Annotated in this window: 19 protein-coding genes and 1 pseudogene; 8 read left to right on the plus strand and 12 right to left on the minus strand. The window is 72.0% G+C overall.

Features of this window, described 5'->3' with window-relative positions:
- Positions 1–1,009: 1,009 nt before the first annotated feature.
- Together AC0680_RS02530 and AC0680_RS02535 are read right to left on the minus strand one after the other, a co-directional pair.
- Positions 1,010–1,783 (minus strand): annotated as a pseudogene (locus AC0680_RS02530) (ABC transporter transmembrane domain-containing protein); the annotation flags it as partial.
- Positions 1,780–3,639 carry an ABC transporter transmembrane domain-containing protein gene (locus AC0680_RS02535; protein WP_478624276.1) on the minus strand — a complete coding sequence of 620 codons (1,860 nt, stop codon included), beginning with the start codon at positions 3,637–3,639 and terminating at the stop codon, positions 1,780–1,782. The gene AC0680_RS02535 and the pseudogene AC0680_RS02530, both read right to left, overlap by 4 nt.
- Before the next feature lie 235 nt (positions 3,640–3,874).
- On the opposite strand from AC0680_RS02535, the gene AC0680_RS02540 reads away from it, so the two are divergent.
- A complete protein-coding gene (locus AC0680_RS02540; protein ID WP_478624277.1) occupies positions 3,875–4,627 on the plus strand; it encodes a L,D-transpeptidase family protein in 753 nt (250 codons plus the stop codon).
- 215 nt (positions 4,628–4,842) lie between these two features.
- Positions 4,843–6,222 (plus strand): cation:dicarboxylate symporter family transporter, encoded by a 1,380-nt coding sequence (locus AC0680_RS02545; protein ID WP_478624278.1) that lies wholly within the window; start codon positions 4,843–4,845, stop codon positions 6,220–6,222.
- Between the two features lie 58 nt (positions 6,223–6,280).
- On the opposite strand, the gene AC0680_RS02550 is transcribed toward AC0680_RS02545, so the two are convergent.
- Complete coding sequence (locus AC0680_RS02550) at positions 6,281–7,714, minus strand: Gfo/Idh/MocA family protein (RefSeq protein ID WP_478624279.1); 1,434 nt, start codon at positions 7,712–7,714, stop codon at positions 6,281–6,283.
- 353 nt (positions 7,715–8,067) lie between these two features.
- On the opposite strand from AC0680_RS02550, the gene AC0680_RS02555 reads away from it, so the two are divergent.
- Positions 8,068–9,438 (plus strand): alpha-amylase, encoded by a 1,371-nt coding sequence (locus AC0680_RS02555; protein WP_478624281.1) that lies wholly within the window; start codon positions 8,068–8,070, stop codon positions 9,436–9,438.
- Positions 9,439–9,450: 12 nt separating this feature from the next.
- Here the strand turns inward: AC0680_RS02555 and AC0680_RS02560 are convergent, their stop codons facing one another.
- Together AC0680_RS02560 and AC0680_RS02565 are read right to left on the minus strand one after the other, a co-directional pair.
- Positions 9,451–12,384, minus strand: a complete 2,934-nt coding sequence (locus tag AC0680_RS02560) for an FAD-binding and (Fe-S)-binding domain-containing protein (protein WP_478624283.1) — start codon at positions 12,382–12,384, stop codon at positions 9,451–9,453.
- Between the two features lie 76 nt (positions 12,385–12,460).
- Positions 12,461–12,919 (minus strand): MarR family winged helix-turn-helix transcriptional regulator, encoded by a 459-nt coding sequence (locus AC0680_RS02565; RefSeq protein WP_478624285.1) that lies wholly within the window; start codon positions 12,917–12,919, stop codon positions 12,461–12,463.
- A 121-nt stretch (positions 12,920–13,040) separates the two neighbouring features.
- Here AC0680_RS02565 and AC0680_RS02570 point away from each other — a divergent pair, with 121 nt between their 5' ends.
- Positions 13,041–14,861 (plus strand): ABC transporter ATP-binding protein, encoded by a 1,821-nt coding sequence (locus AC0680_RS02570; protein WP_478624286.1) that lies wholly within the window; start codon positions 13,041–13,043, stop codon positions 14,859–14,861.
- An 84-nt stretch (positions 14,862–14,945) separates the two neighbouring features.
- Here the strand turns inward: AC0680_RS02570 and AC0680_RS02575 are convergent, their stop codons facing one another.
- On the minus strand, positions 14,946–16,124 hold the full coding sequence (locus AC0680_RS02575; RefSeq protein WP_478624288.1) for an SGNH/GDSL hydrolase family protein: 1,179 nt from the start codon (positions 16,122–16,124) through the stop codon (positions 14,946–14,948).
- Between the two features lie 340 nt (positions 16,125–16,464).
- Between AC0680_RS02575 and AC0680_RS02580 the strand changes: the two genes are divergently transcribed.
- Positions 16,465–17,055, plus strand: coding sequence for an NUDIX domain-containing protein (locus tag AC0680_RS02580; protein ID WP_478624290.1), 591 nt, complete (start codon positions 16,465–16,467; stop codon positions 17,053–17,055).
- On the opposite strand, the gene AC0680_RS02585 is transcribed toward AC0680_RS02580, so the two are convergent.
- Both AC0680_RS02585 and AC0680_RS02590 read right to left on the minus strand, forming a co-directional pair.
- The gene (locus tag AC0680_RS02585; RefSeq protein ID WP_478624292.1) at positions 16,949–17,686 is read right to left on the minus strand and encodes a hypothetical protein; all 738 of its coding nucleotides are present in this window, start codon (positions 17,684–17,686) and stop codon (positions 16,949–16,951) included. The two genes, AC0680_RS02580 and AC0680_RS02585, sit on opposite strands and share 107 nt — an antisense overlap.
- A gap of 66 nt (positions 17,687–17,752) precedes the next feature.
- A complete protein-coding gene (locus AC0680_RS02590) occupies positions 17,753–19,141 on the minus strand; it encodes a hypothetical protein (protein ID WP_478624294.1) in 1,389 nt (462 codons plus the stop codon).
- 310 nt (positions 19,142–19,451) lie between these two features.
- Here AC0680_RS02590 and AC0680_RS02595 point away from each other — a divergent pair, with 310 nt between their 5' ends.
- Positions 19,452–19,715 (plus strand): hypothetical protein, encoded by a 264-nt coding sequence (locus tag AC0680_RS02595; protein ID WP_384429164.1) that lies wholly within the window; start codon positions 19,452–19,454, stop codon positions 19,713–19,715.
- A 70-nt stretch (positions 19,716–19,785) separates the two neighbouring features.
- Here AC0680_RS02595 and AC0680_RS02600 read toward each other — a convergent pair whose 3' ends face one another.
- The 4 genes from AC0680_RS02600 to AC0680_RS02615 form a co-directional block, all read right to left on the minus strand.
- The gene (locus AC0680_RS02600; RefSeq protein ID WP_478624296.1) at positions 19,786–20,166 is read right to left on the minus strand and encodes a VOC family protein; all 381 of its coding nucleotides are present in this window, start codon (positions 20,164–20,166) and stop codon (positions 19,786–19,788) included.
- A 177-nt stretch (positions 20,167–20,343) separates the two neighbouring features.
- Positions 20,344–21,030, minus strand: coding sequence for a LutC/YkgG family protein (locus AC0680_RS02605; RefSeq protein ID WP_478624297.1), 687 nt, complete (start codon positions 21,028–21,030; stop codon positions 20,344–20,346).
- Positions 21,027–22,526 carry a lactate utilization protein B gene (locus tag AC0680_RS02610; protein WP_478624299.1) on the minus strand — a complete coding sequence of 500 codons (1,500 nt, stop codon included), beginning with the start codon at positions 22,524–22,526 and terminating at the stop codon, positions 21,027–21,029. Before AC0680_RS02610 ends, AC0680_RS02605 begins: the two co-directional genes overlap by 4 nt.
- Complete coding sequence (locus tag AC0680_RS02615; RefSeq protein ID WP_478624301.1) at positions 22,523–23,275, minus strand: (Fe-S)-binding protein; 753 nt, start codon at positions 23,273–23,275, stop codon at positions 22,523–22,525. The genes AC0680_RS02610 and AC0680_RS02615 overlap by 4 nt, the downstream gene beginning before the upstream one ends.
- 133 nt (positions 23,276–23,408) lie before the next feature.
- Between AC0680_RS02615 and AC0680_RS02620 the strand changes: the two genes are divergently transcribed.
- Entirely contained in the window at positions 23,409–24,755 is a 1,347-nt protein-coding gene (locus tag AC0680_RS02620) for an MFS transporter (protein ID WP_478624303.1), read from the plus strand.
- Between the two features lie 716 nt (positions 24,756–25,471).
- The gene (locus tag AC0680_RS02625; protein ID WP_478624305.1) at positions 25,472–26,254 is read left to right on the plus strand and encodes an MHYT domain-containing protein; all 783 of its coding nucleotides are present in this window, start codon (positions 25,472–25,474) and stop codon (positions 26,252–26,254) included.
- The last annotated feature ends 4 nt before the right edge of the window (positions 26,255–26,258 follow it).

Raw genomic sequence — 26,258 nt, forward strand, 5'->3', positions numbered from 1 at the left:
CGATGCGCGAGCAGCAAACGCAGCGCGTCCCTGAGCTTCCGGACCGGGCAGCATACGGGCTGAACGTGCTGCAGCTGCCAGCCGGCCACCCGGTCCACCCCTGCCCGTTCCCGTGCGCTAACTGTCGCACTGCTGGCCGACAGTAGGCCATCCATACCGCCCGACGGCCGCTAACCGTCGGGCCCTCCATCGGTGGACCGGACTGCTAGCCGGCCCCACCTCCCCACAGGTGACGATGGAGGGGCGGTTGCTCAGCCTTGACAGGATGCCTGAGCAACCGCCACTAAACCCCCGGCACGTGCAGCGCCGGGCGCGCTCTTCGCGGAGGGCCCAACCATCCCCCCCGGCCCCAGTCTCCCGGCGTCAACGGGGGATTAAGTGGGGAGCGCGAAGGTCACTCGGGCCGTATCCACTCCTGGCCTGAGTGACCGCCTTGTCTCCCACTCCGCCCTTCCTGTGAGGACGGTCGGGCGGTTGGGTCTCCATACCTTCGAGGAACAGTGCGTAAAACCTGCCCTGTAGAGCCCCCTGACTGGCTACGGTGAGTGCATGGACAGTAACGCGGGTGACCACATCAGCCGCATCTTGAAAGCGGCTACCAAGGGACGTGACGGCAAGACCGTCAGGTGTGACCGCTGTGAGACGCCCCTCCGTTTCACAGGCAGAGAGCGCCCTACTGCCGGGTCGTCAGCGGCAATAGTGACCGTCAACGCGTACTGCCCGAACTCCCAGTGCCCTGATGTGCTTGAGGAGTAATCATGGCGTGCATGCTCATAGAGACAGATGAGCGCAAGACCGACCCCACGATGGGGCCAGCGTGCCCGGTCTGCGGTTCGGATAACACCTTCACCGAGACAGACGAGCAAATGCGTACTTGGGTCGTGTGTCTGTCATGTGGGTCGCGCTCCTACTGACCCACCATGCGCAACCCCCGTTCGTGTCCTCCCCCGTGGGACATGGGCGGGGGTTCTGCTATTTTCGCAGGTCAGCGCAAAAGTGTATGTGGGCAACGCTCCCATTGGGTCCAGGAGCGGATGCGGTCCTCCGAGAGGGCGATGCGGCGCTCGCCCAGGCGGTGGGCCTCGATGGTGCGGCCGGCGTCGACGGACTCGGTGAGTACGGCGGAGACCGCGGCGTACCCGGCGGCCTCCGAACGGTAGGCGCCCGGCGCCCGCTTGAAGTACCAGCGGCAGCCCAGGACCAGCGGCGGCAGCGCGACGAGTACGGACAGCGCGAGCGGCGGCGCGGTGACGGTCAGCCCGCCGAGCAGCAGCCCCACCCACACCACACCGATGGACAGCTGCGGTACGGCCTCGCGCATCGCGCTGGAGAGCCGGTCGATGTCGGTGGTGATCCGCGACAGCAGATCGCCGGTCCCGGCCCGCTCCAGGACGCCCGGCGGCAGCGCCACGGACCGTACGAGGAAGTCCTCGCGCAGATCCGCCAGCATGCGTTCGCCCAGCATCGCGCCGCGGAGCCGCACCATGCGTACGAAGACCGCCTGGGCGGCCAGAGCGAGGGCGAACAGGGCGAGGGTGCGCCCGAGTTGGAGGTCCCGGCTGCCCGCGGCCAGCTTCTCGACGACACCGCCGAGCAGGTACGGGCCGGCCATGGAGGCGATGACCGCGGCGGCGTTCACGGCCACCAGCACCGTGAACTCGCGGCGGTGACGGCGGATCAGGCCGCGCACGTAGCCGCGTACGGTCGCCGGTGAGCCGACGGGCAGCGTGGTGAGGGTCTGCGGGGCGTCCGGATCGTGCTCCGGCGGCGCCAGGCCGATCATGCGGTCTCCTCGATCTGGTCGATCCGGTGGGTGTGGTGGGGCCGGCCGGTCCCGTCGACCGGGCCGGTGGCCACCGCCGGCTCGGTGTCGGTCTCGCGGGTGACGACGGCGCGGTAGGCGGGATGGCTGCGCAGCAGTTCGCGGTGGGCGGCCTCGGCGACGACCCTGCCCTCGTGGAGGAAGGCGACCTGGTCGGCCCGGTCCAGCAGGAGCGGGCTGGAGGTGAGGACCACTGTGGTGCGGCCCGCTCTGATCTTCCGCAGTCCGTCGGCGATCCGCGCCTCGGTGTGCGCGTCGACCGCGCTGGTCGGCTCGTCGAGCACCAGCACCTCCGGGTCGGTGACCAGCGATCTGGCCAGTGCCAGCCGCTGCCGCTGGCCACCGGAGAGCGATCTGCCGCGTTCGGTGATGTGGGTGCGCATGGGGTCGCCGGAGTCGTCGACGGACGCCTGGGCGAGCGCGGTCAGTACGTCGGCGCACTGGGCCGCGCCGAGTGCCTCGGCGGCCGGCACCTGCCCGGAGGACGGCACGTCGAGCAGCTCGCCGAGGGTGCCGGAGAGCAGCATCGGGTCCTTGTCCTGGACGAGTACGGCCCGGCGGGCGGCGTCGCGCGGCAGGTCGTCCAGCGGGGCGCCGCCGAGGACGACGGACCGCGGGGCACCGCTGTCCATCCGGTCCGCGCCGTCCTCGTCGGTCCGCGGCGGATGCCCGCCGAGGCGTTCGGCGAGCCGGCCCGCGGCGTCGGGGTCGCCGCAGACGACCGCGGTCAGCCGGCCGGCCGGGGCGGTCAGGCCGCTGACCGGGTCGTGCAGATCGCCGGTGGGCGTCGCCGCACCGTGCCCGGCGGTCCGGCCGCCGGCCGGCCGGCTCTGCGCCAGTACGCGGGCCGTACGCTTCGCCGACGGCCGGGCGAAGGAGTAGGCCTGAGCGATCTCCTCGAAGTGCCGCAGCGGGAAGAGGAGGAAGGTGACCGCGCTGTAGATCGTGACGAGTCCGCCCACGGCGACCGTGCCGTCGAGGGCGAGCCGGGCGCCGTACCAGACCACCGCGATCAGCAGCAGCCCCGGCAGCACCACTTGGACGGCCGAGATGAGCGACCACATCCGGGCGCTGCGGACGGCGGCCTCGCGAACCTCCTGGGAGGCGCTGCGGTAGCGGCCGAGGAACAGCTCCTCGCCGCCGATGCCGCGCAGTACGCGCAGTCCGGCGACGGTGTCGGAGGCCAGCTCCGTGGCCCGGCCGGCCTTCTCGCGCTGTGCGTCGGCACGCCGGGTGGCGGGCGGCAGCAGCGGCAGTACGGCCAGCGCCAGTACGGGTACGCCGAGTGCCACCAGCACGCCGAGCTGCGGCTGGCTGACGACCAGGGCCAGCGAGACGCCGACCGTGGTCACCGCCGCCGCGCCGAACCGGGAGATCGCCTCGACGAACCAGCCGATCTTCTCCAGATCGCCGGTGCTGACGGCGACGATCTCGCCGGCCGCCATCCGCCGGGTCATGGCCGATCCCAGTTCCGTGGTCTTGCGGGCGAGTAGCTGCTGCATCCGGGCGACGGTGGTGATCCAGTTGGTGACGGCGGCGCGGTGCAGCATCGTGCTGCCGAGCGCGATCAGCGCGCCCAGCACCACGACCAGGCCGCCGGCCAGGGCGAGTCGGCCGCCGTCGCGGTCCACCACGGCCTGCACGGCCAGGCCCACCGGCAGCGGGAACGAGGCGATGGCGCCGAAGTTCACCAGCCCCCACAAGAGGGCCTTGATCTGCCCGCCGAGCTGCTGTTTGTAGAGCCACAGGAGGAAGGCGCCGCCCGTACGGACGTCCGGGACGCCCGGGTCGGGGTGCGGAAGATCGCGAATCTGCATGATGTCCCAGGCGAAGTCGTGGGTGGGGGGTCGGCAGAGCGCCGTCCCGGCAGGCGAAATGCCCCTCTCGCCCGTCTCGTCTGTCGGCGGAGGTTCTGGAAGATTGGCCCGCGGCGCGGGCCGGTTTCAAACGGTTTTTCCGCTGCGGTCATATGATTCGGACAATCGTGTGGGAAGCCGTGCGCGGCGGACGGGCACTGAACGGTCGTCAGGCTCGCGGTGCGACCATGGGGCCATGCGGACTTCGGGCGGTGCGGTGAGGAGCGCGGCGGTGGCCGCGGCGGGGCTGGTCCTACTGGCGGGCTGCGGCGGCGGGCCGGGCGGCCGGCACCCGGGCGGCACGGACGACGCGGGCAAGGGGAAGCGCCCGGGCGGTGCGGCTCACGGGGCGCCCGCCACCACCCATCTCAAGGAGGTTCCCGGGATCGGCGGCGCCCTGCGGTCGCGGATCCCCGCCGGCTCGCGTCAGGTCGTCGCGGTCTACGGCGAGGGCGCGGACTCCGCGGACTCCACCGTCGTCCTCTACGAGAAGGACGCCAGGGGATGGAACCGCAAGGCGAGTTGGGCGGCGCACAACGGCCGGCGCGGTTGGACGCTGAACCACCACGAAGGCGACAAGCGCAGCCCCGTGGGCGTGTTCACGCTGACCGACGCCGGCGGTGTGCTCGCCGACCCCGGCGCCAAGCTGCCCTATACGCACTCGCCGGCGTTCACCCCGCCGCCCTACTGGGACAAGAGCACCCGGCACGACTTCGACTACGTCGTCGCGATCAACTACAACCGCGTCAAGGGCACCTCACCGCTGGACCCGACCCGGCCCGAGGGGCAGTCCAAGGGGGGCGGGATCTGGCTGCACGGTGACCACGGCAGCGGGACCTCCGCCTGTGTCAGCGTGCCGAAGGTCGCGATGCAGACGCTGCTGCGCACCCTCGACCCGGCGCGGCAGCCCGTCGTCGTCATGGGCGACAAGGCGCGTCTCGGGGCGTGAAGGGCGCGGCGCAAGCCCGGCGCAGCGGGCCGAATGCGTGCATCGCGGTTCCTGTCGAGCAAAGGGCCACGGGCCACGCGATTCGCCTTGGCGCAAGCTCCAAGATTTTCCCGGGAGTTGCCTCGGGATCTTTCGTGGTGAACGACAAGCGGCCATAGTGACGGACCGCGGAAGTCCACTTCCGCATAACAGAATCCGTCCGTGGAGGAGTGCCCGTGCCGCACGCCACCGCAACAGTCGCCCGCCGCGCAGGCCGCTTCCTGCGCACCAGCCTGTTCGCCCAGGTGCTCGTCGCCTTGGTCCTCGGTGTCCTCGTCGGACGCCTGTGGCCGCAGGCGGGCCCCTCGCTCCAGCCGCTCGGCGACGGCTTCGTCCGTCTGATCAAGGCGATGATCGCCCCGCTGGTCTTCTGCGTCGTCGTCACCGGCATCACCAAGGCGGGTGACCTCAAGGCCTTCGGTCGCATCGGGGTGAAGGCCCTGATCTGGTTCGAGGTGGCGACCACCCTGGCGCTCGGCGTCGGACTGGTGGCCGCCAACGTCTTCGCGCCCGGCGCCGGGATGCACGTCGATCCGGCGTCCCTGGACAAGGGCGCGGTGGACGCCAGGACGGGCGGCGGACACCTGCCCTCCACCGGCCAGTTCGTCCTGGAGTCACTGCCGAACAGCGCGGTCGGCGCCTTCGCCGAGAACTCGCTGCTGCAGGTCCTGGTGCTGGCCTGCCTGGTCGGGGCGGCGCTGCTGCACCTCGGGCAGAAGAAGGTGCCGCAGCTCCTGCCGCTCATCGAGCAGGCGCAGGACGTCGTGTTCACCATCGTCGGCTACGTCATGAGGCTCGCCCCGCTCGCGGTCTTCGGCGCCACCGCCCACCCCGTCGGGGAGTACGGCCTGGGGGCGATGTCGACGTACGGCAAGCTGATCGCGGTCTGCTACGGCGTCGCGCTGGCCTTCCTGGTGCTGCTCGGCCTGGCGCTCAAGGCCGTCACCGGGCTGAGCCTGTGGAGGTTCGTCCGCTACACCCGTGAGGAACTGCTGCTGGCCCTCGGCACCGGCTCCAGCGAGACCGTGATGCCGCGGATGATGCAGAAGCTGCGGGCCGCCGGCTGCCGGGACGACGCGGTGGGGCTGGTGCTGCCGACCGGATACTCGTTCAACCTGGACGGCGCCTCGATCTACCTCTCCGTCGGCACGCTCTTCATCGCGCAGGCCGTCGGCGTCGATCTGTCGCTGGGCCAGCAGATCACGGTCGTCCTGGTGTTGATGCTGACCAGCAAGGGCATGGCGGGGGTGCCGGGTTCGGCCTTCCTGGCGCTGTCGGCGACGGCCTCGGCGCTGGGTGTCATCCCGGCCGCCGCGGTCGCCCTGCTGCTCGGCGTCGACCGGATCATGGACTCGATGCGGGTGGCCACCAACCTGCTCGGCAACTGCGTCGCGGTGTTCGCGGTGTCCCGCTGGGAGGGCGCGCTGGACCGGGTGACGGCGAAGCGGGTCCTCGGCGGCGAGCGGCGGCCGGCGGCCGAGGAGGCCTCGCCGCAGCGGCCCCCGCAGCCGGCCGAGGAGCCGGGCACCGCGCCCGTCACGGCCGCCGACGGCTGATGTCGAGAGCCCCGGCCGCGGGACGCGGGTGCGCGGCCGGGAGCCCTTGGAACCGCCCCTACTCCTCGGGCTTCTGCGAGTCCATCCCCGGCCGGGCCTTCTTCCACAGTCCGCGGGTGAAGTCGGGAATCTCCTGCGGGGCGCCGCCGGCCTTGATGGACGCGTCGCTCAGCGGCACCGGCGCCGTCCAGGTCGCGCCGTCGTAGACGTCGAAGTCCGGTACGAGACCCAGCCGCATGCACTGCATCAGCCGGAAGACCAGCATGTAGTCCATGCCGCCGTGTCCGCCGGGCGGGTTCGCGTGCTCCTTCCAGAGCCAGTGGTCCCACTCCGCGTACCGCGCGAAGTCGCCCCACTCGTCGTTGCTCTGGTCCGGCTCCAGGTAGATCCGCTCGGGGTAGTCCTCGAAGACCCCCTTGGTGCCGCCGAGGCTGTTGATGCGGCTGTAGGGGTGCGGGGTGGAGACATCGTGCTCCAGGCGGATCACCCGCCCCTTGGCGGTCTGCACGAGGCTGATCGTCCGGTCGCTCTCGATGTAGGACTCCTTCCAGCTCGGGTCGTTCGCCGGCATGTGCTCCTTGCGGTACGCGGCGAGGCCGAGGGTGGGGGTGCCGAAGCTGGAGATGCGCACGGCGCGGTCGCCGCGGTTGAGGTCCATGTAGTTGGCGACCGGGCCGAACCCGTGGTTGGGGTAGAGGTCGCCGCGCAGCCGGGTGTGCCACAGCCGGCGCCACGGCCCCTCGTAGTACTTCGGGTCGAACATCAGGCCGCGCAGATCGTGGAGGTACGCGCCCGCCCCGTGCAGCAACTCGCCGAACAGGCCGGCGTGCGCCATCCGCAGCACCCGCATCTCGTTCCTGCCGTAACAGCAGTTCTCCAGCTGCATGCAGTGTCTGCGGGTCCGTTCGGAGAGGTCGACCAGGGCCCAGAGGTGGTCCAGGCGCAGGGCGAGGGGGCACTCCACGCCGACGTGCTTGCCGTTGAGCATCGCCGTCCTGGCCATCTCGAAGTGCCAGTCCCAGGGCGTGGCCACGTACACGAAGTCGATGTCGCCGCGCTTGCAGAGGTTTTCGAAGTCGTGGTCGCCGTTGGAGTAGACGGCGGGCGCGGGCTGCCCGGCGTTGGTGACCTTCTTGGCGGCCTTGGCGGTCTTCTCCTTCACCGGGTCGCACAGGGCGACGACCCGTACTCCCGGCACCGCCAGGAAGAGGCCGATCATGCCGTCGCCGCGGTTGCCGAGGCCGATGATGCCGACGCGTACGGTGGAGCGCCGTTCGAACGGCACCCCGATCATGGTCTTGCCCTTGGCCGCGGGCGCCGTGCCGGCCGCCGACGCGGGGCCGGCCGCCGTGGGCGCGGCCGCCGCGGCGGAGCCGGTCGTCAGTCCGCCGAGGCCCAGCCCGGCCCCCGCGGCACCGGCGGTCCACAGGACCGAACGGCGGCTGGGGCCCGCCTCGTTGTGGTCGTGGGCTTGCGGTTGTGCCTCGTTCATCGATCCTCCAGGGAGCGGTGGTGTGCCGGGGCAGGTGAACCTCGGTCAGGACCATGTCGGCCGGGAGGCGGTGGCACAAGAGGGCCGATTGGACTCTTGATACGACACACTTGGACTCTTTTCGCGGCGCCGGGCCGGTGTCCGGCCGCCGCGCCGGTCTTCTTGCTGCAACACCGCCCGGCTCCCCGTCAGCATCTTTCGCAAGCTGCTGAAAAGCCTTGCGGAAAGGGTTGACGTGTTCACGAGGTAAACGGCAGGCTCCGATACGGAAACCCCCCAATAGCGGCCTGGCGCGTGGCTGCTCTCGTGGGCGCGGTGCGGCGTGCCGTGCCCCATGACGAAGGAGCCGCAAGATGCAGCATCGTTCCCGTGTGGTGGGCGGGGCGCTGGCCGGAGTAGTGGCCGCCACCGGCCTCGCCGCCGTCGCGCCGTGGTCCTCCCAGGCCACCCCGCCCGGCGAGAAGACCGTCACCGCCACGCTGTTCGAGCGGAAGTACACGGACGTGGCCAAGGCCTGCACCGACCAGCTGGGCCCGGCCGGTTACGGCTATGTCGAGGTCTCGCCCGCTACCGAGCACATCCAGGGCGACCAGTGGTGGACCTCGTACCAGCCCGTCAGCTACAAGATCGCCGGACGGCTGGGCGACCGGGACGCGTTCGCCTCGATGGTCAGGGCCTGCCACGGCGCCGGCGTCAAGGTCATCGCCGATGCCGTCGTCAACCACATGGCCGCCGGGTCCGGCACCGGCACCGGCGGCACGCAGTACACCAAGTACAACTACCCCGGCTACTACCAGGACCAGGATTTCCACGGCTGCCGCAAAAGCATCTCCGACTACACCAACCGCGACGACGTGCAGAACTGCGAACTGGTGGGGCTCGCCGACCTCGACACCGGCAGCGACTACGTCCGCACCACCATCGCCAAGTACCTCGACGGCCTGCGGTCGCTGGGCGTGGACGGCTTCCGGATCGACGCCGCCAAGCACATCTCCGCCACCGACGTCGCCGCCATCAAGGGCAAGATGAGCGATCCCGGTTACTGGGTGCAGGAGGTCATCCACGGCGCCGGCGAGGCCGTCCAGCCCGACGAGTACACCGGCATCGGCGACGTCGACGAGTTCCGCTACGGCAGCCACCTCAAGAGCGCCTTCCAGGGCGGCGACCTCGCCCGGCTCAAGTCCGTCGCGGACGGCAAACTCGGCGGCGACAAGGCCCGTACCTTCGTCGACAACTGGGACACCGAGCGCAACGGCTCGACGCTCACCTACAAGGACGGCGCGGCCTACACCCTCGCCAACGTCTTCATGCTGGCCTCGCCCTACGGCTCGCCGAACGTCTACTCCGGCTACGAGTGGTCCGACAAGGACGCCGGGCCGCCCAGCGGGAGCGGTGGCTGGACCGAGCAGCACGCCAAGCGGGAGATCACCGCGATGGTGAAGTTCCGCAACACCGTGGGGTCCGCGGAGCTGACCGACTGGTGGGACAACGGAAAGAGCGCGATCGCCTTCGGGCGCCGGGGCAAGGGTTTCGTCGCCCTCAACGACGGCGACGGCGAACTGACGCAGACCTTCGCCACGTCGCTGCCCGGCGGGACGTACTGCAACGTGCTCAAGGCCGCACCGGACAACTGCTCCGGCAACACGGTCACGGTCGGCGACGACGGCCGGGCGCGGCTGACCGTGCCCGCCAAGAGCGCGGTGGCGCTGCACATCTCCGGCTGACGCCGCCCGTCCTCACCCGCCGGACCGGGTGGCCCACTCCAGCGCCAGGAGGGCCGAGCGGTACCCTCGGCCCTCCGTCGCCCGGTCCATGCCGATCTCGCACATCCGGTTCGCCGACAGGTGCGCGTCGAAGTGCCGCGCGGTCACCTCCGCCGCCTCCTTGGCGGTCGCCGACTCCGTCAGCTCCGGATGCAGCATCCCGCGGTCGCCGGCGAAGGCGCAGCAGCCCGCGTCGTGCGGCACCACCACCTCCCGCGCGCACGCCTCGGCGACCCGCCGCAGCTGCGGCTCGTCCCCCAAGTGCTGCATGGCGCAGGTGGGGTGGAGCACCGCGGAGCCGACGCTGCGCTCGATCCGCAGCCGCGGCAGCAGCTCGTCGGCGGCCCAGACGACGGAGTCGAGGACGGTCAGCTCGGCGTGCAGCGCCCGATTGAGCGGGGTCAGATACGGCACGACCTCACGGGCGATGCCCAGCGTGCAGGAGGACGCGTCCACGACCAGGGGAAGTTGGCCGCCGGCCGTCCAGCCCCAGGCCGCCTCGACGACGCGGTTGGCCATCACCGCGGTGCCGCGCTCATAGCCCTTGGAGTGCCAGATCGTGGCGCAGCAGGTCCCGGTCACGTCCGACGGGATCCACACCGGCCGGCCCGCCCGCCGGGACACCGCCACGACGGCCTCGGGCAGCGAAGGCCCTCGGTGTCCGGCATGCTCGCCGAAGATCCGGTTGACACACGCCGGGAAGTAGACCGCGGCCGCGCCCGCCCTTTGCGTCGGGGGCAGCCGGCGGGCCGCCGCGCCGGGGATCCGGGGCAGCCACTGGGGCACCAGGTCGGGGCGTACGGCCCGGCGCGCGGTGCCGGTCAGCGACGTCAGCAGGCGGTCGCCGATCCGGTCGGCGGCGGCCACCGCCAGCCGCGCCGCCCTCTCCACGGCACCGAACTGCCGGGCGGACCGCTCCGCCAGCCGCTCCTCGCGCGGCGAGTGGCGCCGATGCCGGAAGTCCCGCATCAGCGCGCCGGTGTCGATGCCCACCGGGCAGGCCAGTTTGCAGGTCGAGTCGCCGGCGCAGGTGTCCACCGCGGCATAGCCGTACGCGTCCAGCAGTTCGGTGGTCACGGGGGAGCCCGGGGGCTGGCGGAGCATCTCGCGGCGCAGCACGATCCGTTGGCGGGGCGTGGTGGTGAGGTCCTCGCTGGGGCAGGTCGGTTCGCAGAAGCCGCACTCGATGCAGGGGTCGGCGATCGCCTCGATCTCGGGCAGGGTCTTCAGGCCGCGCAGATGGGCCCGGGGGTCGCGGTCGAGGAGGACGCGGGGCGCCAGGATGCCGTGCGGGTCCACCAGCTCCTTGATCCGCCACATCAACTCCGTTGCCCGCGGGCCCCATTCGAGCTCCAGGAACGGGGCGATGTTCCGTCCGGTGGCGTGCTCCGCCTTGAGCGAGCCGTCGAAGCGCCGCACGGTCAGCCGGCAGAACGCGTCCATGAAGGCGGCGTAGCGCGCCACGTCGTCCGCTTTCGCCGCGTCGAAGGCCAGCAGGAAGTGCAGATTGCCGTGCCCGGCATGCCCGGCGACCGCCGCGTCGAAGCCGTGCCGGGACTGCAGCTCCAGCAGGGCGGTACAGGCTTCCGCCAGCCGGTGCGGCGGCACCGCGAAGTCCTCGGTGATCAGCGTGGTCCCGGACGGCCGGGAGCCCCCGACCGCCGTGACGAACGCCTTGCGGGCCTTCCAGTAGCCGCCGAGCGTGGCCGCGTCCCGGGTGAAGGCATTGCTGACGGAGGCGACCGGAGCGACCAGTTCCAGTTCGGTCAGTACCCGCGCCGCGGCCCGCTCGTACGCCTCCTGGGCGGCCTCGTCGGGCGCCCGGAACTCCACCAGCAGTGCGGCGGTGTCCTTGGGCAGCGCCGCCCAGTCCGCGGGTACCCCGGGCACGCTCACCGAGGCGCGCAGCGTGTTGCCGTCCATCAACTCCACGGCCCGCGCGCCCGCGTCGGTGAACCGCGGTACGGCGGCGGCCGCGGCGCCCAGATCGGGGAATAACAGCAGCGCACCGGAGGCGCGGCGGTCCAGCGGCACGGTGTCGAAGACGGTCTCGGCGATGAAGCCGAGGGTCCCCTGGGAGCCGACCGTCAGCCCGCGCAGGATCTCCACCGGTGTCGCACCGTCCAAGAACGCGTCCAGGCGGTAGCCGTTGGTGTTCTTCAGGGCGTACTTGGCGCGGATCCGGGCCACCAGCTCCGGTTCCGCCTCGATCTCGGCCTTCAGCGCCAGCAGGCCCGCGCACAGCGCCGGTTCGGCGTGCGCCAGCTCCTCGTCGGCGGCCGGGTCGGCGGTGTCGACGACGGTGCCGGACGGCAGGACGACGGTGACCGAGGCCAGCGTCCGGTAGGAGTTGCGGGTGGTGCCGGCCGTCATCCCGGAGGCGTTGTTGGCGACCACCCCGCCAAGCGTGCAGGCGGCGGCGCTGGCCGGGTCGGGGCCCAGGACCCTGCCGTGGCGGGCGAGTGCGGCGTTGGCGCGCAGCACGGTGGTGCCCGGCCGGATCCGGGCCCGGGCGCCGCCGTCGAGCACCTCGATCCCGGTCCAGTGCCGGCGTACGTCGACGAGGATGTCCTCGCCCTGGGCCTGGCCGTTGAGCGAGGTCCCGGCGGCCCGGAAGACGACCTTGCGGCCCTTGCCGTGGGCGTAGGAGAAGACCGCGGAGACGTCGTCGAGGTCCTCGGCCACCACCACGACCTGGGGGACGAAGCGGTAGGGGCTGGCGTCGCAGGAGTAGCGGACCAGGTCGGAGATCGTGTGCAGCACCTTGTCCGCGCCCAGCAGCGCGATCAGGTCGCCGCGCAGCGGCTCGGGGGTGCCCGACGCCCGCCGGTCGGCCACCCGGTCGTGCGCGGGGCCGTGGTGGGCGGTGGGCCGCAGGGACTCGGGCTTCGGCTCCAGCAGGGGCATGGCGGGCACTCCTCCGGTCGACTCCGCGTCCGGGCCCGCCCGGTGGATCGGCGTCGGACGGGCCCTGGGCGTCTGCTCAGTGCGGTCCACCCGGTCCGTCGACCAGGGTGGACAGCAGACCGCCCAGCACCTGGCGCTGGTCGGCGGTCAGTGGGGCCAGGATCTCCTCCGCCGCGGCGCGGCGCGCGCTGCGCAACGCACGGAGTGTGGCGCGTCCGGTGTCGGTGAGCTCGATCCGTACCACCCGGCGGTTGGCCGGATCGGGCACCCGGCGCACCGCGCCATGCGCCTCCAGCCCGTCCACCAGCGTCGTCACCGCCCGTGGCACGACCTCCAGCCGCTCGGCCAGGTCGGCCATCCGGGGCGGGGCGTCGCGGTAGTGGTCGACGATCCGCAGCAGCCGGGACTGCGCGGGGGTGAAGGCGATGTCCAGGTGCGCCAGATGGTGCTTCTGGGCGCGGTGCATCCGCCGTGTCAGCCGTACCAGCTGCTCGGCGACGTTGGCGGTGCTGAGAGTCGGCTCGGGGGAGGGCATGGCACGAGGATAGCGGATATCAGGACCTAGTTCATTGTGAGTATAGGTAACAATGAGCTAAGCTCCATGACGCTCGCACCGGTCTGTCCCGCCCGTTTTTCCGTACACCTCGAAGGAGCCCATGCGCAGCGACGAACCCCAGTGGACCCCACCGCCCAAGGACCCCGAAGCGCCGGTCCAGTTGCGGCGGATCCTCGCCCTCTTCCGCCCCTACCGCGCCCGCCTCGCCCTCGTCGGCCTGCTCGTCGGTGCCTCCTCCCTGGTCTCGGTGGCCGCGCCGTTCCTGCTCCGCGCGATCCTGGACGTGGCGATCCCCGAACGGCGCACCGGGCTGCTCACCCTGCTCGCCCTCGGCATGATCGCCACCGCCGTCACCACCAGCGTCTTCGGCGTCCTGCAGACGCTGGTGTCCACCACCGTCGGCCAGCGCGTCATGCACGACCTGCGCACCGCCGTCTACGCCAAGCTCCAGCAGATGCCGCTGGCGTTCTTCACCCGCACCCGCACCGGCGAGGTCCAGTCCCGGATCGCCAACGACATCGGCGGTATGCAGGCCACGGTCACCTCGACCGCCACCTCCCTGGTCTCCAACCTGACCTCGGTCATCGCCACGGTCTGCGCCATGCTCGCGCTCGACTGGCGGCTGACCGCCGTCTCGCTGCTGCTGCTTCCGCTCTTCGTCTGGATCAGCCGCCGGGTCGGCAACGAACGCAAGAAGATCACCACCCAGCGGCAGAAGCAGATGGCCGCGATGTCCGCGATGGTCACCGAATCCCTCTCGGTCAGCGGCATTCTGCTCGGCCGCACGATGGGCCGGGCCGGCTCCCTCACCCGGTCCTTCGCCGACGAGTCCGAGCGCCTGGTCGGCCTGGAGGTCCGCGCCAACATGGCCGGCCGCTGGCGGATGGCCACCATCGGCATCGTCATGGCGGCCATGCCCGCACTGATCTACTGGGCGGCGGGACTGGTCCTCCAGTTCGGCGGGCCGGTCTTCTCGATCGGCACCCTGGTCGCCTTCGTCTCGCTCCAGCAGGGCCTGCTGCGGCCGACCGTCTCGCTGCTGTCCACCAGCGTGCAGATGCAGACCTCGCTCGCGCTCTTCCAGCGGATCTTCGAATACCTCGACCTGCCGGTCGCCATCACCGAGCCCGCCGACCCGGTCCGCCTGCCCGCCCCGCGCGGCGAGGTCCGCTTCGAGAACGTGCGGTTCTGCTACGACCCCGACGCGGCGCCCACCCTCGACGGCATCGACCTGACCGTCCCCGCCGGCGGCAGCCTCGCCGTCGTCGGCCCGACCGGCAGCGGCAAGAGCACCCTGAGCTACCTCGTACCGCGGCTCTACGACGCGACCGAGGGCCGGGTCACCCTCGACGGCACGGACGTCCGCGACCTCGACTTCGACACCCTGGCGCGGGCGGTCGGCGTGGTCTCCCAGGAGACCTACCTCTTCCACGCCTCCGTCGCCGACAACCTCCGCTTCGCCAAACCGGACGCCACCGACGACGAGATCGAACGCGCCGCCAAGGCCGCCCAGATACACGACCACATCGCCGCCCTCCCCGACGGCTACGACACCCTCGTCGGCGAGCGCGGCTACCGCTTCTCCGGCGGCGAGAAGCAGCGCCTGGCGATCGCCCGCACGATCCTGCGCGACCCGCCGGTACTCGTCCTGGACGAGGCGACCAGCGCCCTGGACACCCGCACCGAGCACGCCGTGCAGCGGGCCATCGACGCACTGTCCGAGGGGCGCACCACCCTCACCATCGCGCACCGCCTGTCCACGGTCCGCGACGCGGACCAGATAGTCGTCCTGGACGCCGGACGGATCGCCGAACGCGGCACCCATGACGAACTGCTCGCCGCCGACGGCCGCTATGCGGCGCTGGTGCGACGTGACGCACACCTCACCCCGACCGGCGATCAAGTGGTGACCCGTAAGTGACCCGCGGGTAAGGTCGATGGTGCGGCGGCCAGTTCAATTGGTCGGGGTGGCCGCCGCGCTCTTCTCCGGCATTTGGGACACGCCCTAGAGGGCGGCGAGATCGATCACGTCGGCCATCGCGCGGTAGCCCTCGTCGTTGGGGTGCTTGCGGTCGCCGCTGTCGTAGGCGGGCGCGAGCGCGGCCGGGTCCTCCGGGTCCGCCAGCGCCGCGGCGAAGTCGGCGAACGCGTCGAACTCGCCCGACGTGCGCATCCAGTCGTTGACCTCCCGGCGCTTCGCCTCGGCGGCCGGTGAGTGGTACTCCGACCCCTTGAACGGCATGATCGTCGCCCCGGTGATGCGCACCCCCGCGGCATGCGCCATGGCGATCAGCGTCCGGTATCCGGCGATCAGGTCCGCAACGGAGTTGTCCGGGTTCGGCTTGTACGTCGGCAGATCGATCTCGCTGAAACCGATGTCGTTGAGGCCGACCAGGACGACCACGGAGCGCACGCCGGGCTGGTCGAGCACATCGCGCCGGAAGCGGTCGACCGCCCGCTCGCCGAACCACGCCGAGTCGTTGAGCAGCAGATTCCCGCCGATGCCCTGGTTGAGCACCGGGCGCGGGGTGCCCCGCGCGGCCAGCCGTTCGGCGAGCGCGTCCGGGTAGCGGTGGTTGCCGTCGATGGTCGAGGCGAACCCGTCGGTGAGGGAGTCGCCGAAGACCACCACCGTGTCGTGCCGCGCGGGGCCGCCGTCCGCCAGCTCGACGGCGGCGAGGTGGTACCAGGACACCGTCGTCTCGCTGAACACCGCCGGATCGGACGCCGCGAGCCGGTCGCCCTCGGCGCGGTAGGCCGTGGCGTAGGCCTGGGCGTGGAAGGTCGCCGGTCCGGTCGGACGTGCGAAGTACAGCGAGACGGTGAGGGAGTCGAACGCCGCCGCCGTCACCTCGGCGGCGTCGCTGTGGACCTCGCCCCCCGGCGGGATCCGGACGGACGGTGCGCCGTCGAAGGTGAGCCGGCGTACCGTGCCGTCCTGCACGGCCGGCCCCTTGTCCGTGCGGGCCAGGGTGGCGCCGGTGACCTCCAGCGGGGCGGTCCCGTAGCGGTTGGAGAGCCTGACCCGGGCCCGGGTGCCGGCGCCGGTGACCCGCACGACCTGCCGCACCGTCTGGTCCGCGAACCCCTCCAGCGCCCAGTTCTTGTGGAAGCCCTCGCTGGGTCGCTGTACGGCTGCCGTCCAACCGGCGTTCCATGCAAGGGAGTTGCTCTTGCCGCTCATGATGCCGTGCTGCCTTCCTGTCGCCCGCCACCGTCCGTTCGGCGGCGATGACACGGAGTCTGCCGGGGGGTGAGCGGGCTACCCAGACCTCTGGGTTGCGTACGCCTCGGATGCCTACCCACGCCAGGGTCACCCTCGGCGGCCGGGGCGTTCGACCGCTCCGAGCGCAGGCCGGCAGCAGCCGGCGGGCTCGAACGCGGTGCGCGCCCAATGGGAGCCCTCCGCACGCCAGTTCAACCGTCCGCCCCGTGTCGCCACCGGTCCGCCGTGAAGTCATCGCCGGTACGGTGGACCTCCGCCACGGGCCTGCCGCCCGTCCCTTCGGATTGCGAGATGTCCGATGAATCAATCCGCAGCCCACACCCATCTGGCCGCGGCGGTAGTGGTGCACAACGGCCGCGTGCTGATCGTGCGCCGCAGCTACCGCGAGCGCTTCCTGCCCGGCGCGTGGGGCGTGCCGTGCGGCAAGTTGGACCGCGGGGAGTCCGCCGAGAGCGGAGCCCTGCGGGAGCTCAAGGAGGAGACCGGACTCCTCGGGGCGATCGTCGCGCGCACCGGCGCGTCCAGCTTCCTGAGCGACTATCAGGGCCGCCGCGTCCGCAACCACCAGGACAACTTCATCGTCCGCCCGCTGACGCTGGATGTCGTACTGCCCAGCGCCGACCAGGCCTACCGCTGGGCACGGCCGGCCGAGCTGGCCGAGGCGGGCGTGGACGCGTACAACCTCGGCGTGATCCGCCAGGCGCTCGGCGGCCGGCTGGACGCGGCGGGGCTGCGCGCGATGACGGCCCGCTATGGCTACGCGGGGCTGGGACCGGTCCCGTTCAGTAGCCCAAAGAGCGGGCCAACGCGTCGAGTTCGGCAAGATAGACGGCCGGCGGCAGCGGAGTCTTGGGCGGCGCAGCCGGGCGCCCGACGCCGTCGTCCCTGACCGCGGCGGCGCGCCCGCCGGCCCTGCCGCTCCGGACGTAGACGTCGGTCGCCGCACGCTGCGCGGCGGTCTCCAGGAACAGCGTCACCGTCGGCTGCTCGCTCACCACCCGGTGCAGCGTACGGGCGTCCAGACCGTAGCTCCGCCCGGCGCCGAACCGCTCCGTGCGCAGCAGCCGCAGCCGCGCTTCCCCGACCCTCCGCAGCCGCCACGCCCCGCCGGGCCCGTCGATCGTCTCCCGATAGGCGACCACGGGCATGCCGTGCGGGGCCGGTTCGTAGCACTCCATCCGGACGCGGCCGCGCACCACGGCCGAGGCGATGGCGCAGCGGTGGTTGTGGATGTCCTCGGGGACCGTGTCGGTCCGGCCGTGCCAGAAGTGGACCCGCAGCATGAACCGGGGCGCCCCGGACAGCAGCAACAGCTTGTCGAAGCCCAGCACATGGCGGTACGAGAGCCGGGTGCACTCCGCGAGGTCCCGGTCGCCGGCGGTTAATCGGCGCACCAGCGGGCCGAGCGTGTCGGGCCGTGCCAGCCGGGCGATCGCCGCACGCGCCGACTCGGGCGACGGGGGCCGCGGCCCGCCGCCGAGCCGCTCCGCCAGCAGCCGCCGCGCTTCCTCGACCTGCATGTCCGCCTCCCGTTCACCGGGGCCGCCGACCGCCGGCGGCCCCCGCCGCCCCGAACCCGGCCGACCTCACGGCCGGTAGACCATCAGCGCGTGCCGCCGCAGCACCGAAAGGCCCTGATACGCCATCCACACCGGATGGCCCATCGCGCCGTCGTCCCACCGCCACACCCCGCCCTGCTGCATCCCCCGTACCCGCGCCACGGCCGCGGTCAGCCGCTCCTCCCACACCTGCGGCCCCGCCCCCTCCGCGGCGACCTTCCGCGCCCCGTCCGTCATCAGGGCCCGGGCCACCCAGGCGGCCGAGAAATGCCGTACCGACAACAGTTCCTGATGCAGCGGGTCCTCCTGGCCCGGGCGCCGCACCTCCTCCTGGCAGTTGTCCAGATCGGTGTCGCCGTCCGGCGCCGCCGCGCCCGCCAGCAGCCAGCGCAGGCCCTCCTCGCGCACCGCCCGCTGCCGGGAGTCCTCACCCAGGACCCGCGCGGCCCGGTCCAGCGTCACCACCGCCCGCGCCGTGTGCGCCGCGGACGGCGCCGGATTGCCGAGTCCGCCGGCCAGCGCCGCACCCCAGCAGCGGTGGTGGCCGCGCGCCGGGTCGGCCGTGGCGCCGTTGACCAGGACCTCACGCAGCCGGTGCAGCGCCGGGGAGCCGGGCGCCGCCCGCAGCAGACCGCGCAGCACATTGGTCACCACATAGGTGCTGCCCAGCCCCGAGGCATCGTGGTCCGGGTCCAACAGCGCCTCGCAGGAATGTATTTCGGCCTCCAGCAGCCGCGGATCTGCGCCGGCCCGGGCCAGTGCGCCCAGCACGATCGCGGTCACCTCGGGGCGCGCCCCGCTGCCCTGCGAGCGGGCCGCCCACCCGCCGCCGGGAAGCCGCAGCCGCCACAGCGTCTCGGCCACTTCACCGGCCCGTATGCGCCCGTCGTACGGCGCGATGTCGAGCAGCAGATGCAGCCCGTACGCCGTGCCGAACGCCGTCGGGTGCACCGGCGGACGGCTCTCGGCGAGGGAGTGCGGCCAGCCCGTGAGCGGACCGCGGCCGGGGACCTCGATCACCGACAGACCGCGCCGCAGCGCCTCGTACGTGCCGTCCATCAGCTCGGGCAGCGCACCGGCCACCGGCACCGCGGGGCCGGGCGGCGACGCCGATGCGGCGGCGGTGGCACGGGCCTGCAGCAGGGCGGCCGCCAGCCACACCACGGCGCCCACCCCGGCACCGGCCGTCGCCGCCAGGCTGTATCGCGCCGCCTCGCCCGCCAGGCTCTCCGGCAGCAGCCCCATCAGCGTCTGGAAAGCGCCGAACGCGGCGGCCGGCGGGCCCAGCCGCCCGAGCCAGGTCAGCAGCCGGGCCGGTGCGGTGGTCGGCGCGGCGGGGGCCGGCGTCCCGGGATCCGGCGCGGGCGGGCCGTCGGCCGCTCCGGAACGCCGAGGTGGTAACTCCTGCCGCAGCATCGCCTGCTCCCTCCCCCCGGGGCGCGCCCGCGCACCGCGTGCGCGAGAGACGTCCCGATCAGTGTAGGAATCCCCACTGACAACGGGGTCGCACACCTGTCCAGGCCGGCCCGGCCATGCCCCGCCGTACGGGCCTGACCGATGGCACGTGTGCACGGGGCCTGCCCCGTACGGCGCATGACGGGCAGGCAGCAAGGAGGACCGTCCGCGCAAGGGTCCAACGGGGTGATCTTTGTGGCGCTCTCCACATCGCGCAGACGACGGCGGGAAGTACAGAGGCTGATCGATGTCTCGGCTCTGAGGAGGATTCATGCGTATCCGCACCACGCTCTTCGCAGTAACCCTGGCCACCGCCGCCCTGCTCGGCGGCGCGGGCACCGCCGCCGCCGACGCCAACCCGGACTACTCCACCCCCCGTTCGGCTTCCGGGGCGGACGTCTCCGACGCCCCCATGGGCAAGGACGTGGTGGTGTCGGGTCGCGAGGGCGGGCGCGGTTCCGACGGCGCCTCCGACCGCAAGATGGAGGACGACTCCCCCGGCGGGCTGGTCGGCCGCCTCACGGGCGGTATGTGACGCGGACCGTCCGGGGCACCCATGGCCAGGGGGCCGTGGGTGCCCCGGACGGTGACGGGCTCCGGTGGCCTCAGGCGTCGGGCGCGTACCAGCGGAGTTCGACGATGTTGCCGTCCGGGTCGCTGACATACAGGGACTGTCCGTCGCCGCGGGCACCGAAGCGCGGACCGGGGCCGTCGACGACCGTGAACTCGCCCGCGTCGACGACCTCCTGCCAGTCGAGGGGCTCGACGACCAGGCAGAGGTGGTCGACGTTGGAGCCGCCGCGGGGCCCCTCGACGAGGTCGATGATGGTCGTCGGGCTCACACGCACGGAGGGGAAGGGCGCCTCGCCCGCGCGCCAGTCGTCCACGCGGACCGGCTCCAGACCGAGCTGCCCGCAGTAGAAGGCCAGCGATCGTTCGAGGTCGGCGACGTTCAGAACGAGGTGGTCGAAGGCGATGACGCGCATGGGGACTCCTGTGGGGACGCCGGGTCCCGGTAAGGGCCCGTCGGATGATCGAAAGCAAGGTACCGGGCGCCAGGGCGGGGACGCGATCGGCCGTTGGTCCTGGTCCGCCGGTCCTGGTCCGCCGGACGGAGGGGCAGGGGCCTTGGGCCTGTCCGGCCCTGACCCATCGGGCACGCGCTAGCGGACCGCTTGGGCGTGCCCCGTCAAAAGGATCACCTCCAGTGTCCGCGGCCCGTGCACGCCCTCCACCCGGTCCAGCTCGATGTCGCTGGTGGCGGACGGGCCGGAGATCCAGGTCTGCGGGCGCCCGGGCGCCAGCCGTTCCAGCGCCTCCGGCACCGAGCCGACGACCTGGTCCGGGGCGCGGACGACACAGATGTGATGGTCGGGCACCAGGGTGATCCGCCGTCTTCCCTGGTCCGGGCCGGCGTCCAGAACGAGGGTGCCGGTCTCCGCGACGGCCACCGCACAGCCCGTCACCACACTGTCCACGGCGTCGAGTTCGCGGGGCGTGTCGCTCGCGCGGTCCTCGACGAGGGTGACGCCGAAGTCGGCGGACGTCGCCGCCGCCAGCCATGCCGCCTCCAGCCCCGGCGGTGCCAGCACCGTCCGTGCCCCCCGCTCGGCCAGCAGTCGGCGGATCAGCGCCGGCAGGTCCCCGGGGTCGCTGCGGTGCACGATCGCCCGGTAGTCGGCGAGGTTCTCCGCGAGCAGATCGACGGTCTGCGCGGCCGTACGGGACCCGTGCACCCGGTGGTAGTCGCGGACCACCGGCGGATCACCGGGGCCGGCCGGCCGCTGCCCGCGCGGCACATCCGCCAGTGCCCGCCGCACCCGCCCCAACACCACGTCCCGGCTGCTCACTTGGCCCCACCCCGCTCCGCGGACCCGTTCGGCGGTGCTTCCCGGGTGCGCTGCCACCAGTCGCGGAAGGACTCGGCCGGCACCGCCGGCAGTTCGCGGGTACTGGACCAGGCGCGGCCCGGCCCCGGCAGCCGCCGTGGATGGAGCCGACGGGTGCGGGCCGCGAGCCGCATCCCGCCCCGCAGCGCGCCCGGGTGGTCGAACGCCCAGGCCGCCGCGCGCATCGCGGCCCGCTCCGCGGCGTGCCCCCTGGCAGGTTTGAGCACGGCCCGTGTGCCGCTCCGGGTGACCGGCCCGCCCTCCACCACCCGTTCGCGCAGGTGCACCAGCACCTCGGGGATGTCGATGGCGACCGGGCACACCTCGTAGCAGGCCCCGCACAGCGAGGAGGCGTACGGCAGCGAGGCCTCCAACGGGCCTTGTACGCCGCGCAGTTGGGGAGTGAGGATGGCGCCGATCGGGCCCGGGTAGGGCGATCCGTACGCATGCCCGCCGGCCCGTTCGTACACCGGGCAGACGTTCAGGCAGGCCGAGCAGCGGATACAGCGCAGCGCCTGCCGTCCGACGGTGTCGGCCAGGGTGTCGGTGCGCCCGTTGTCGAGCAGTACGAGGTGGAAGGTCCGCGGTCCGTCCCCGTCCGTCGTGCCGGTCCAGGTGGAGGTGTAGGGGTTCATCCGCTCCGCGGTGGAGGAGCGCGGCAGCAGCTGGAGGAAGATCTCCAGGTCCTGCCAGGTCGGTACCACCTTCTCGATGCCGACCACGGAGATCAGGGTCTCGGGCAGGGTCAGGCACATCCGTCCGTTGCCCTCGGACTCCACGACCACCAGCGTGCCGGTCTCGGCGACCATGAAGTTCGCGCCCGAGATCCCGACCTTGGCGGACAGGAACTTCTCCCGCAGATGCAGCCGTGCCGCCTCCGCCAGCTCGGCGGGGGAGTCGGACAGCCCCTCGGGCGCCGGCCGCCCCCAACTTCCCATCTCGCGACGGAAGATGTCGCGGATCTCGGAGCGGTTGCGGTGGATCGCCGGGACCAGGATGTGCGACGGCAGATCGTCGCCGAGCTGCACGATCAGCTCGGCCAGATCCGTCTCGTAGGCCCGGATGCCGGCCGCCGCCAGCGCCTGGTTCAGCCCGATCTCCTGTGTCGCCATCGACTTGACCTTGACCACCTCGCGCTCGCCGGTGTCCCGCACCAGCCCGGTGACGATCCGGTTGGCCTCCTCGGCGTCCGCCGCCCAGTGGACCCGGCCGCCCGCGGCGGTCACCGCGGTCTCCAGCTGCTCCAGATAGTGGTCGAGCCGGCGCAGCGTACGGTCCTTCACCGCGGCGCCCGCGGCCCGCAACTGCGGCCAGTCGTCCAGCTCGGCCACCGCCCCGGCCCGCTTGTCGCGGATGGTGCGGGTGGCATGGGTGAGGTTGGCGCGCAGCCGGGCGTCGCGGGTGGAGACCTCCGCGGCCCGGGGGAACGCCGGCATGCCCAGATACGTGCCGCTCACCACACGCTCCCTTCCGTGCTGGCCAGGATCTCGGCGATATGGACCGGGCGGACCGCCGCGCCCTGCCGGGCGAGGGTGCCGCCGATGTGCAGCAGACAGGAGTTGTCGACGGTGCAGACCGCCTCGGCGCCGGTGCCGAGGACATAGCGGACCTTGTCCGCGCCCATCGCCGCCGACACCGCCGGATTCTTCACCGCGAAGGTGCCGCCGAAGCCGCAGCACTCCTCGGCGCCCGGCAGTTCCCGCAGCTCAAGCCCGCTGACCTGCGCCAGCAGCCGCCGCGGCCGGTCGCCCAGCCCCAGCATCCGCAGACCGTGGCAGGTGGGGTGGTAGGTGACCGTATGCGGGTAATAGGCGCCGACGTCCTCGACCTTGAGCACATCCACCAGGAACTCGGTCAGCTCATAGGTCTTGGGCACCGCGAGCGCCGCGGCCCGGGCCAGCTCCCGGCCGCGCCCCTCGGCCGCGGCCTTCGCCCCGATCCGCGGGTAGTTGTCCCGCACCATCGCCGCGCACGAACCGGACGGGGTGACGACGTACTCGTAGTCCCGGAACGCCCGGTCGAAGCGGCGTACCAGCGGCTCGGTCGCGTGCCGGTACCCGGTGTTGAACTGCGGCTGCCCGCAGCAGCTCTGCTCGGCGGGGAAGTCGACTTCCACCCCCAGCCGCTCCAGCAGGGTCACCACCGCCTGGCCGGTCCGGGGATGGAGCATGTCGTTGATGCAGGTGACGAACAGTGCTACCCGCACGTTGCCATCTCCTTTCGGTCTCCTTTCGACCGCCACGGACTCTGGCGGACACCCGCCTCATCGGTACATGATCACCTGACGGCTCATCCTGCCCCAGCAGCAGGCCCAGGAGAAGAACCGGGAGCGGAGGACCATGTCGAGCGCCGAGCAGATCACCGAGGGCCGGACACCCGATGACGGTGCCCGTGCGCCGTCGCGGCTGCGGCAGCTGGCCGCCGCCTCCGTCGGCAACGCCGTCGAGTGGTACGACTGGTACGCCTACTCCTTCCTGGCGGTCTACTTCGCCGAGCAGGTCTTCCCCGAAGGCACCGGGAACTCCCTGGTGCCCCTGCTCTCGACGTTCGCCGTCTTCGCGGTCGGCTTCTTCATGCGGCCGGTCGGCGGGCTGCTGCTGGGCGCGGTCGCCGACCGGCGCGGCCGCCGGACCGCGCTGACCGTCACCATCCTGCTGATGGGCGCCGGCAGCCTGCTGGTCGCCGTCACGCCCACCTACGCGGCCACCGGGGTCCTGGCTCCCCTGGTCCTGGTCGTCGCGCGGCTGGTGCAGGGCCTGTCGGTGGGTGGTGAGTTCGCGGCGTCCTCGACCTTCCTCGTCGAATCGGCGGGGCCGGGGCGGCGCGGACTGTTCTCCAGCTTCCAGTACGTCTCCACGACCCTCGGCCAGCTGCTGGCCTCCGGGACCGCGGCGCTGCTGGCGGCCACGCTCACCGAGCGGGAGATGGGCCAGTGGGGCTGGCGGGTGGCCTTCCTCATCGGCGCGGTGCTGAGCCTGCTGGGACTGTGGATCCGGCGCGGTGCCCAGGAGACCCTTCCGCAGGCCCGCAGCTCCGCCGGAGCGGGAAGGACCCCGGGCGCCGAGCGGCGGGCCGCCGAACGGCCCGGCCTCTTCGAGGCGCTGCGCCGCCACCCGCGCGAGTCCCTGCTGATCTGCGGCATCACCGCGGGCGGCACCATCGCCTACTACACCTGGACGACCTACCTCCCCACCTACGCGCAGGTCAACGCCGGCTTCGACAAGGGCGAATCGCTGACCGTGGGCACCCTCTCGCTCGCCTTCTTCGCGCTGCTCCAGCCGCTCGGCGGGATGCTCTCGGACCGCATCGGCCGCAAACCGCTGCTGCTCGGCTTCTCGCTGGGGTTCGCCGTCCTGGCGGTGCCGCTGCTGCACCTGGTCACCGACGCGTTCCTGTCGCTGCTGCTGGTGCAGTGCGCGGGCATGGTGCTGCTCACCGGGTACACCGCGATCGCCGCGGCCGTGAACGCCGAGGTGTTCCCCGCTCGGGTGCGGGCCGCCGGTATCGGCTTCCCGTACTCCCTGACCGTCGCCCTCTTCGGCGGTACCGCCCCCTATGTCGGCACCTGGTTCAAGCAGGCCGGCCACGCCGACCTCTTCCCCTGGTACGTGGCGGCGCTGTGCCTGGTGTCCTTCGTGGTGTATCTGACGCTGCCCGAGACCTCCCGGCGGAAGCTGGAGAACTGAGGCACCGCGGACACGCGGAGCGCCGCCCCTCCCGGGACAGGGAGGGGCGGCGCTGCTTTTGCTGCGAAGTCCGTCAGACGAGCCAACCAACGATGTGGACGATGCCGGCGATCACGTTGGTGAGGATGTCGTTCATCTGGCTTGTGCTCCTTGGGAAAGTCGTGCGTTGTGGGACCAACTCTCCGGCCCAGCAAGGGATATCGACCGGAGGCGCCGTGACGGTCTGCAGCCCGCCGCTTGCGCCCCGTAAGCATCACCTGACTCGTTGTGCCCATGGAACCCCTCCCGGTATCGATCATGCTTTCCAGTGAACACTCGTTCTCGCGTTCGTTTTCGATCATGTAAACGTGTGAAGTCCGAACTGGTGGCGGAGTCCTGAACCGTTCGGTCCGGTGGCGATGTGCACTTTGCGGCAACTGCCCGACGTATGGCGGCATAGCGGGCGCGATATGCGTGACCTTTCTCATTGTCGAGGTCATCGCCTATTTCCAGCGCGGTTCCGTACTCCGGAATTGACGGAGAATCAGAGGTGCCGGTGCCGGGTAATGGCGGACATTTACCCGGCCCTGGGGTCACGGAACTCGCCGGTAAGGAAGCCGTGCGTCGAGAAGTCCGCAGTGCTGCCCGGATTCGGGTGCGAGCCGTGTCCGATTTTCACAAGACGATCACCTGCTACCGTCCATCGCCGCGAACCGAATAACGCGAAAGGAAACTCCGTGGGCCACATCCACCACTTCAGTGCGGGCTGGGTATCCCCGGTCCTCGCCTATGCGATGGCGTGCGTGGGATCCGCCCTCGGACTGCGCTGCACGGTAAGGGCGCTGGCCGCCGAAGGCCGCTCGCGCCGCAATTGGCTGCTGACCGCCTCCGTCGCCATCGGCGCCGGCATCTGGACCATGCACTTCATCGCGATGCTCGGATTCGGCGTCACCGGCAGCCCGATCCGCTACGACGTCCCGCTGACCGTGCTCAGCCTGCTGGTCGCCGTGGTGGTCGTCGGCGCCGGGGTCTTCACCGTCGGCCACGGCGCCGCCCGGCTGCGCTCCCTGCTGCTCGGCGGCCTGGGCACCGGTGTGGGCGTCGCGGCCATGCACTACCTGGGCATGGCCGCCCTGCGCCTGCACGGGAACGTCGGCTACGACCCGCTCCTGGTCGCGCTCTCCGTCGCGATCGCCGTCGCCGCGGCGACGGCCGCCCTGTGGGCCGCGCTCAGCGTGCGGGGCGCGGCCGGCGCGGCCATCGCCTCCCTGGTGATGGGGCTGGCGGTCACCAGCATGCACTACACCGGAATGGCCGCCGTGACCATCGATCTGACGCCCACCCGGGCGCCGTTGGCCGGGGCCACCGCGATGGAATTCATCTTTCCGCTGACCGTTCTGCTCGGCTCTTCCCTCTTCCTCACCGTGGCCTTTGTCGCACTGTCGCCAACCGCCCAGGAGCGGGCCGCCTCCGCCTCCGCCGAATCGTTCCGCGAGGCCGAACTCCCCACTTCTCCCTGACCTT

It is taken from the genome of Streptomyces sp. NPDC043738, from assembly GCF_056436545.1.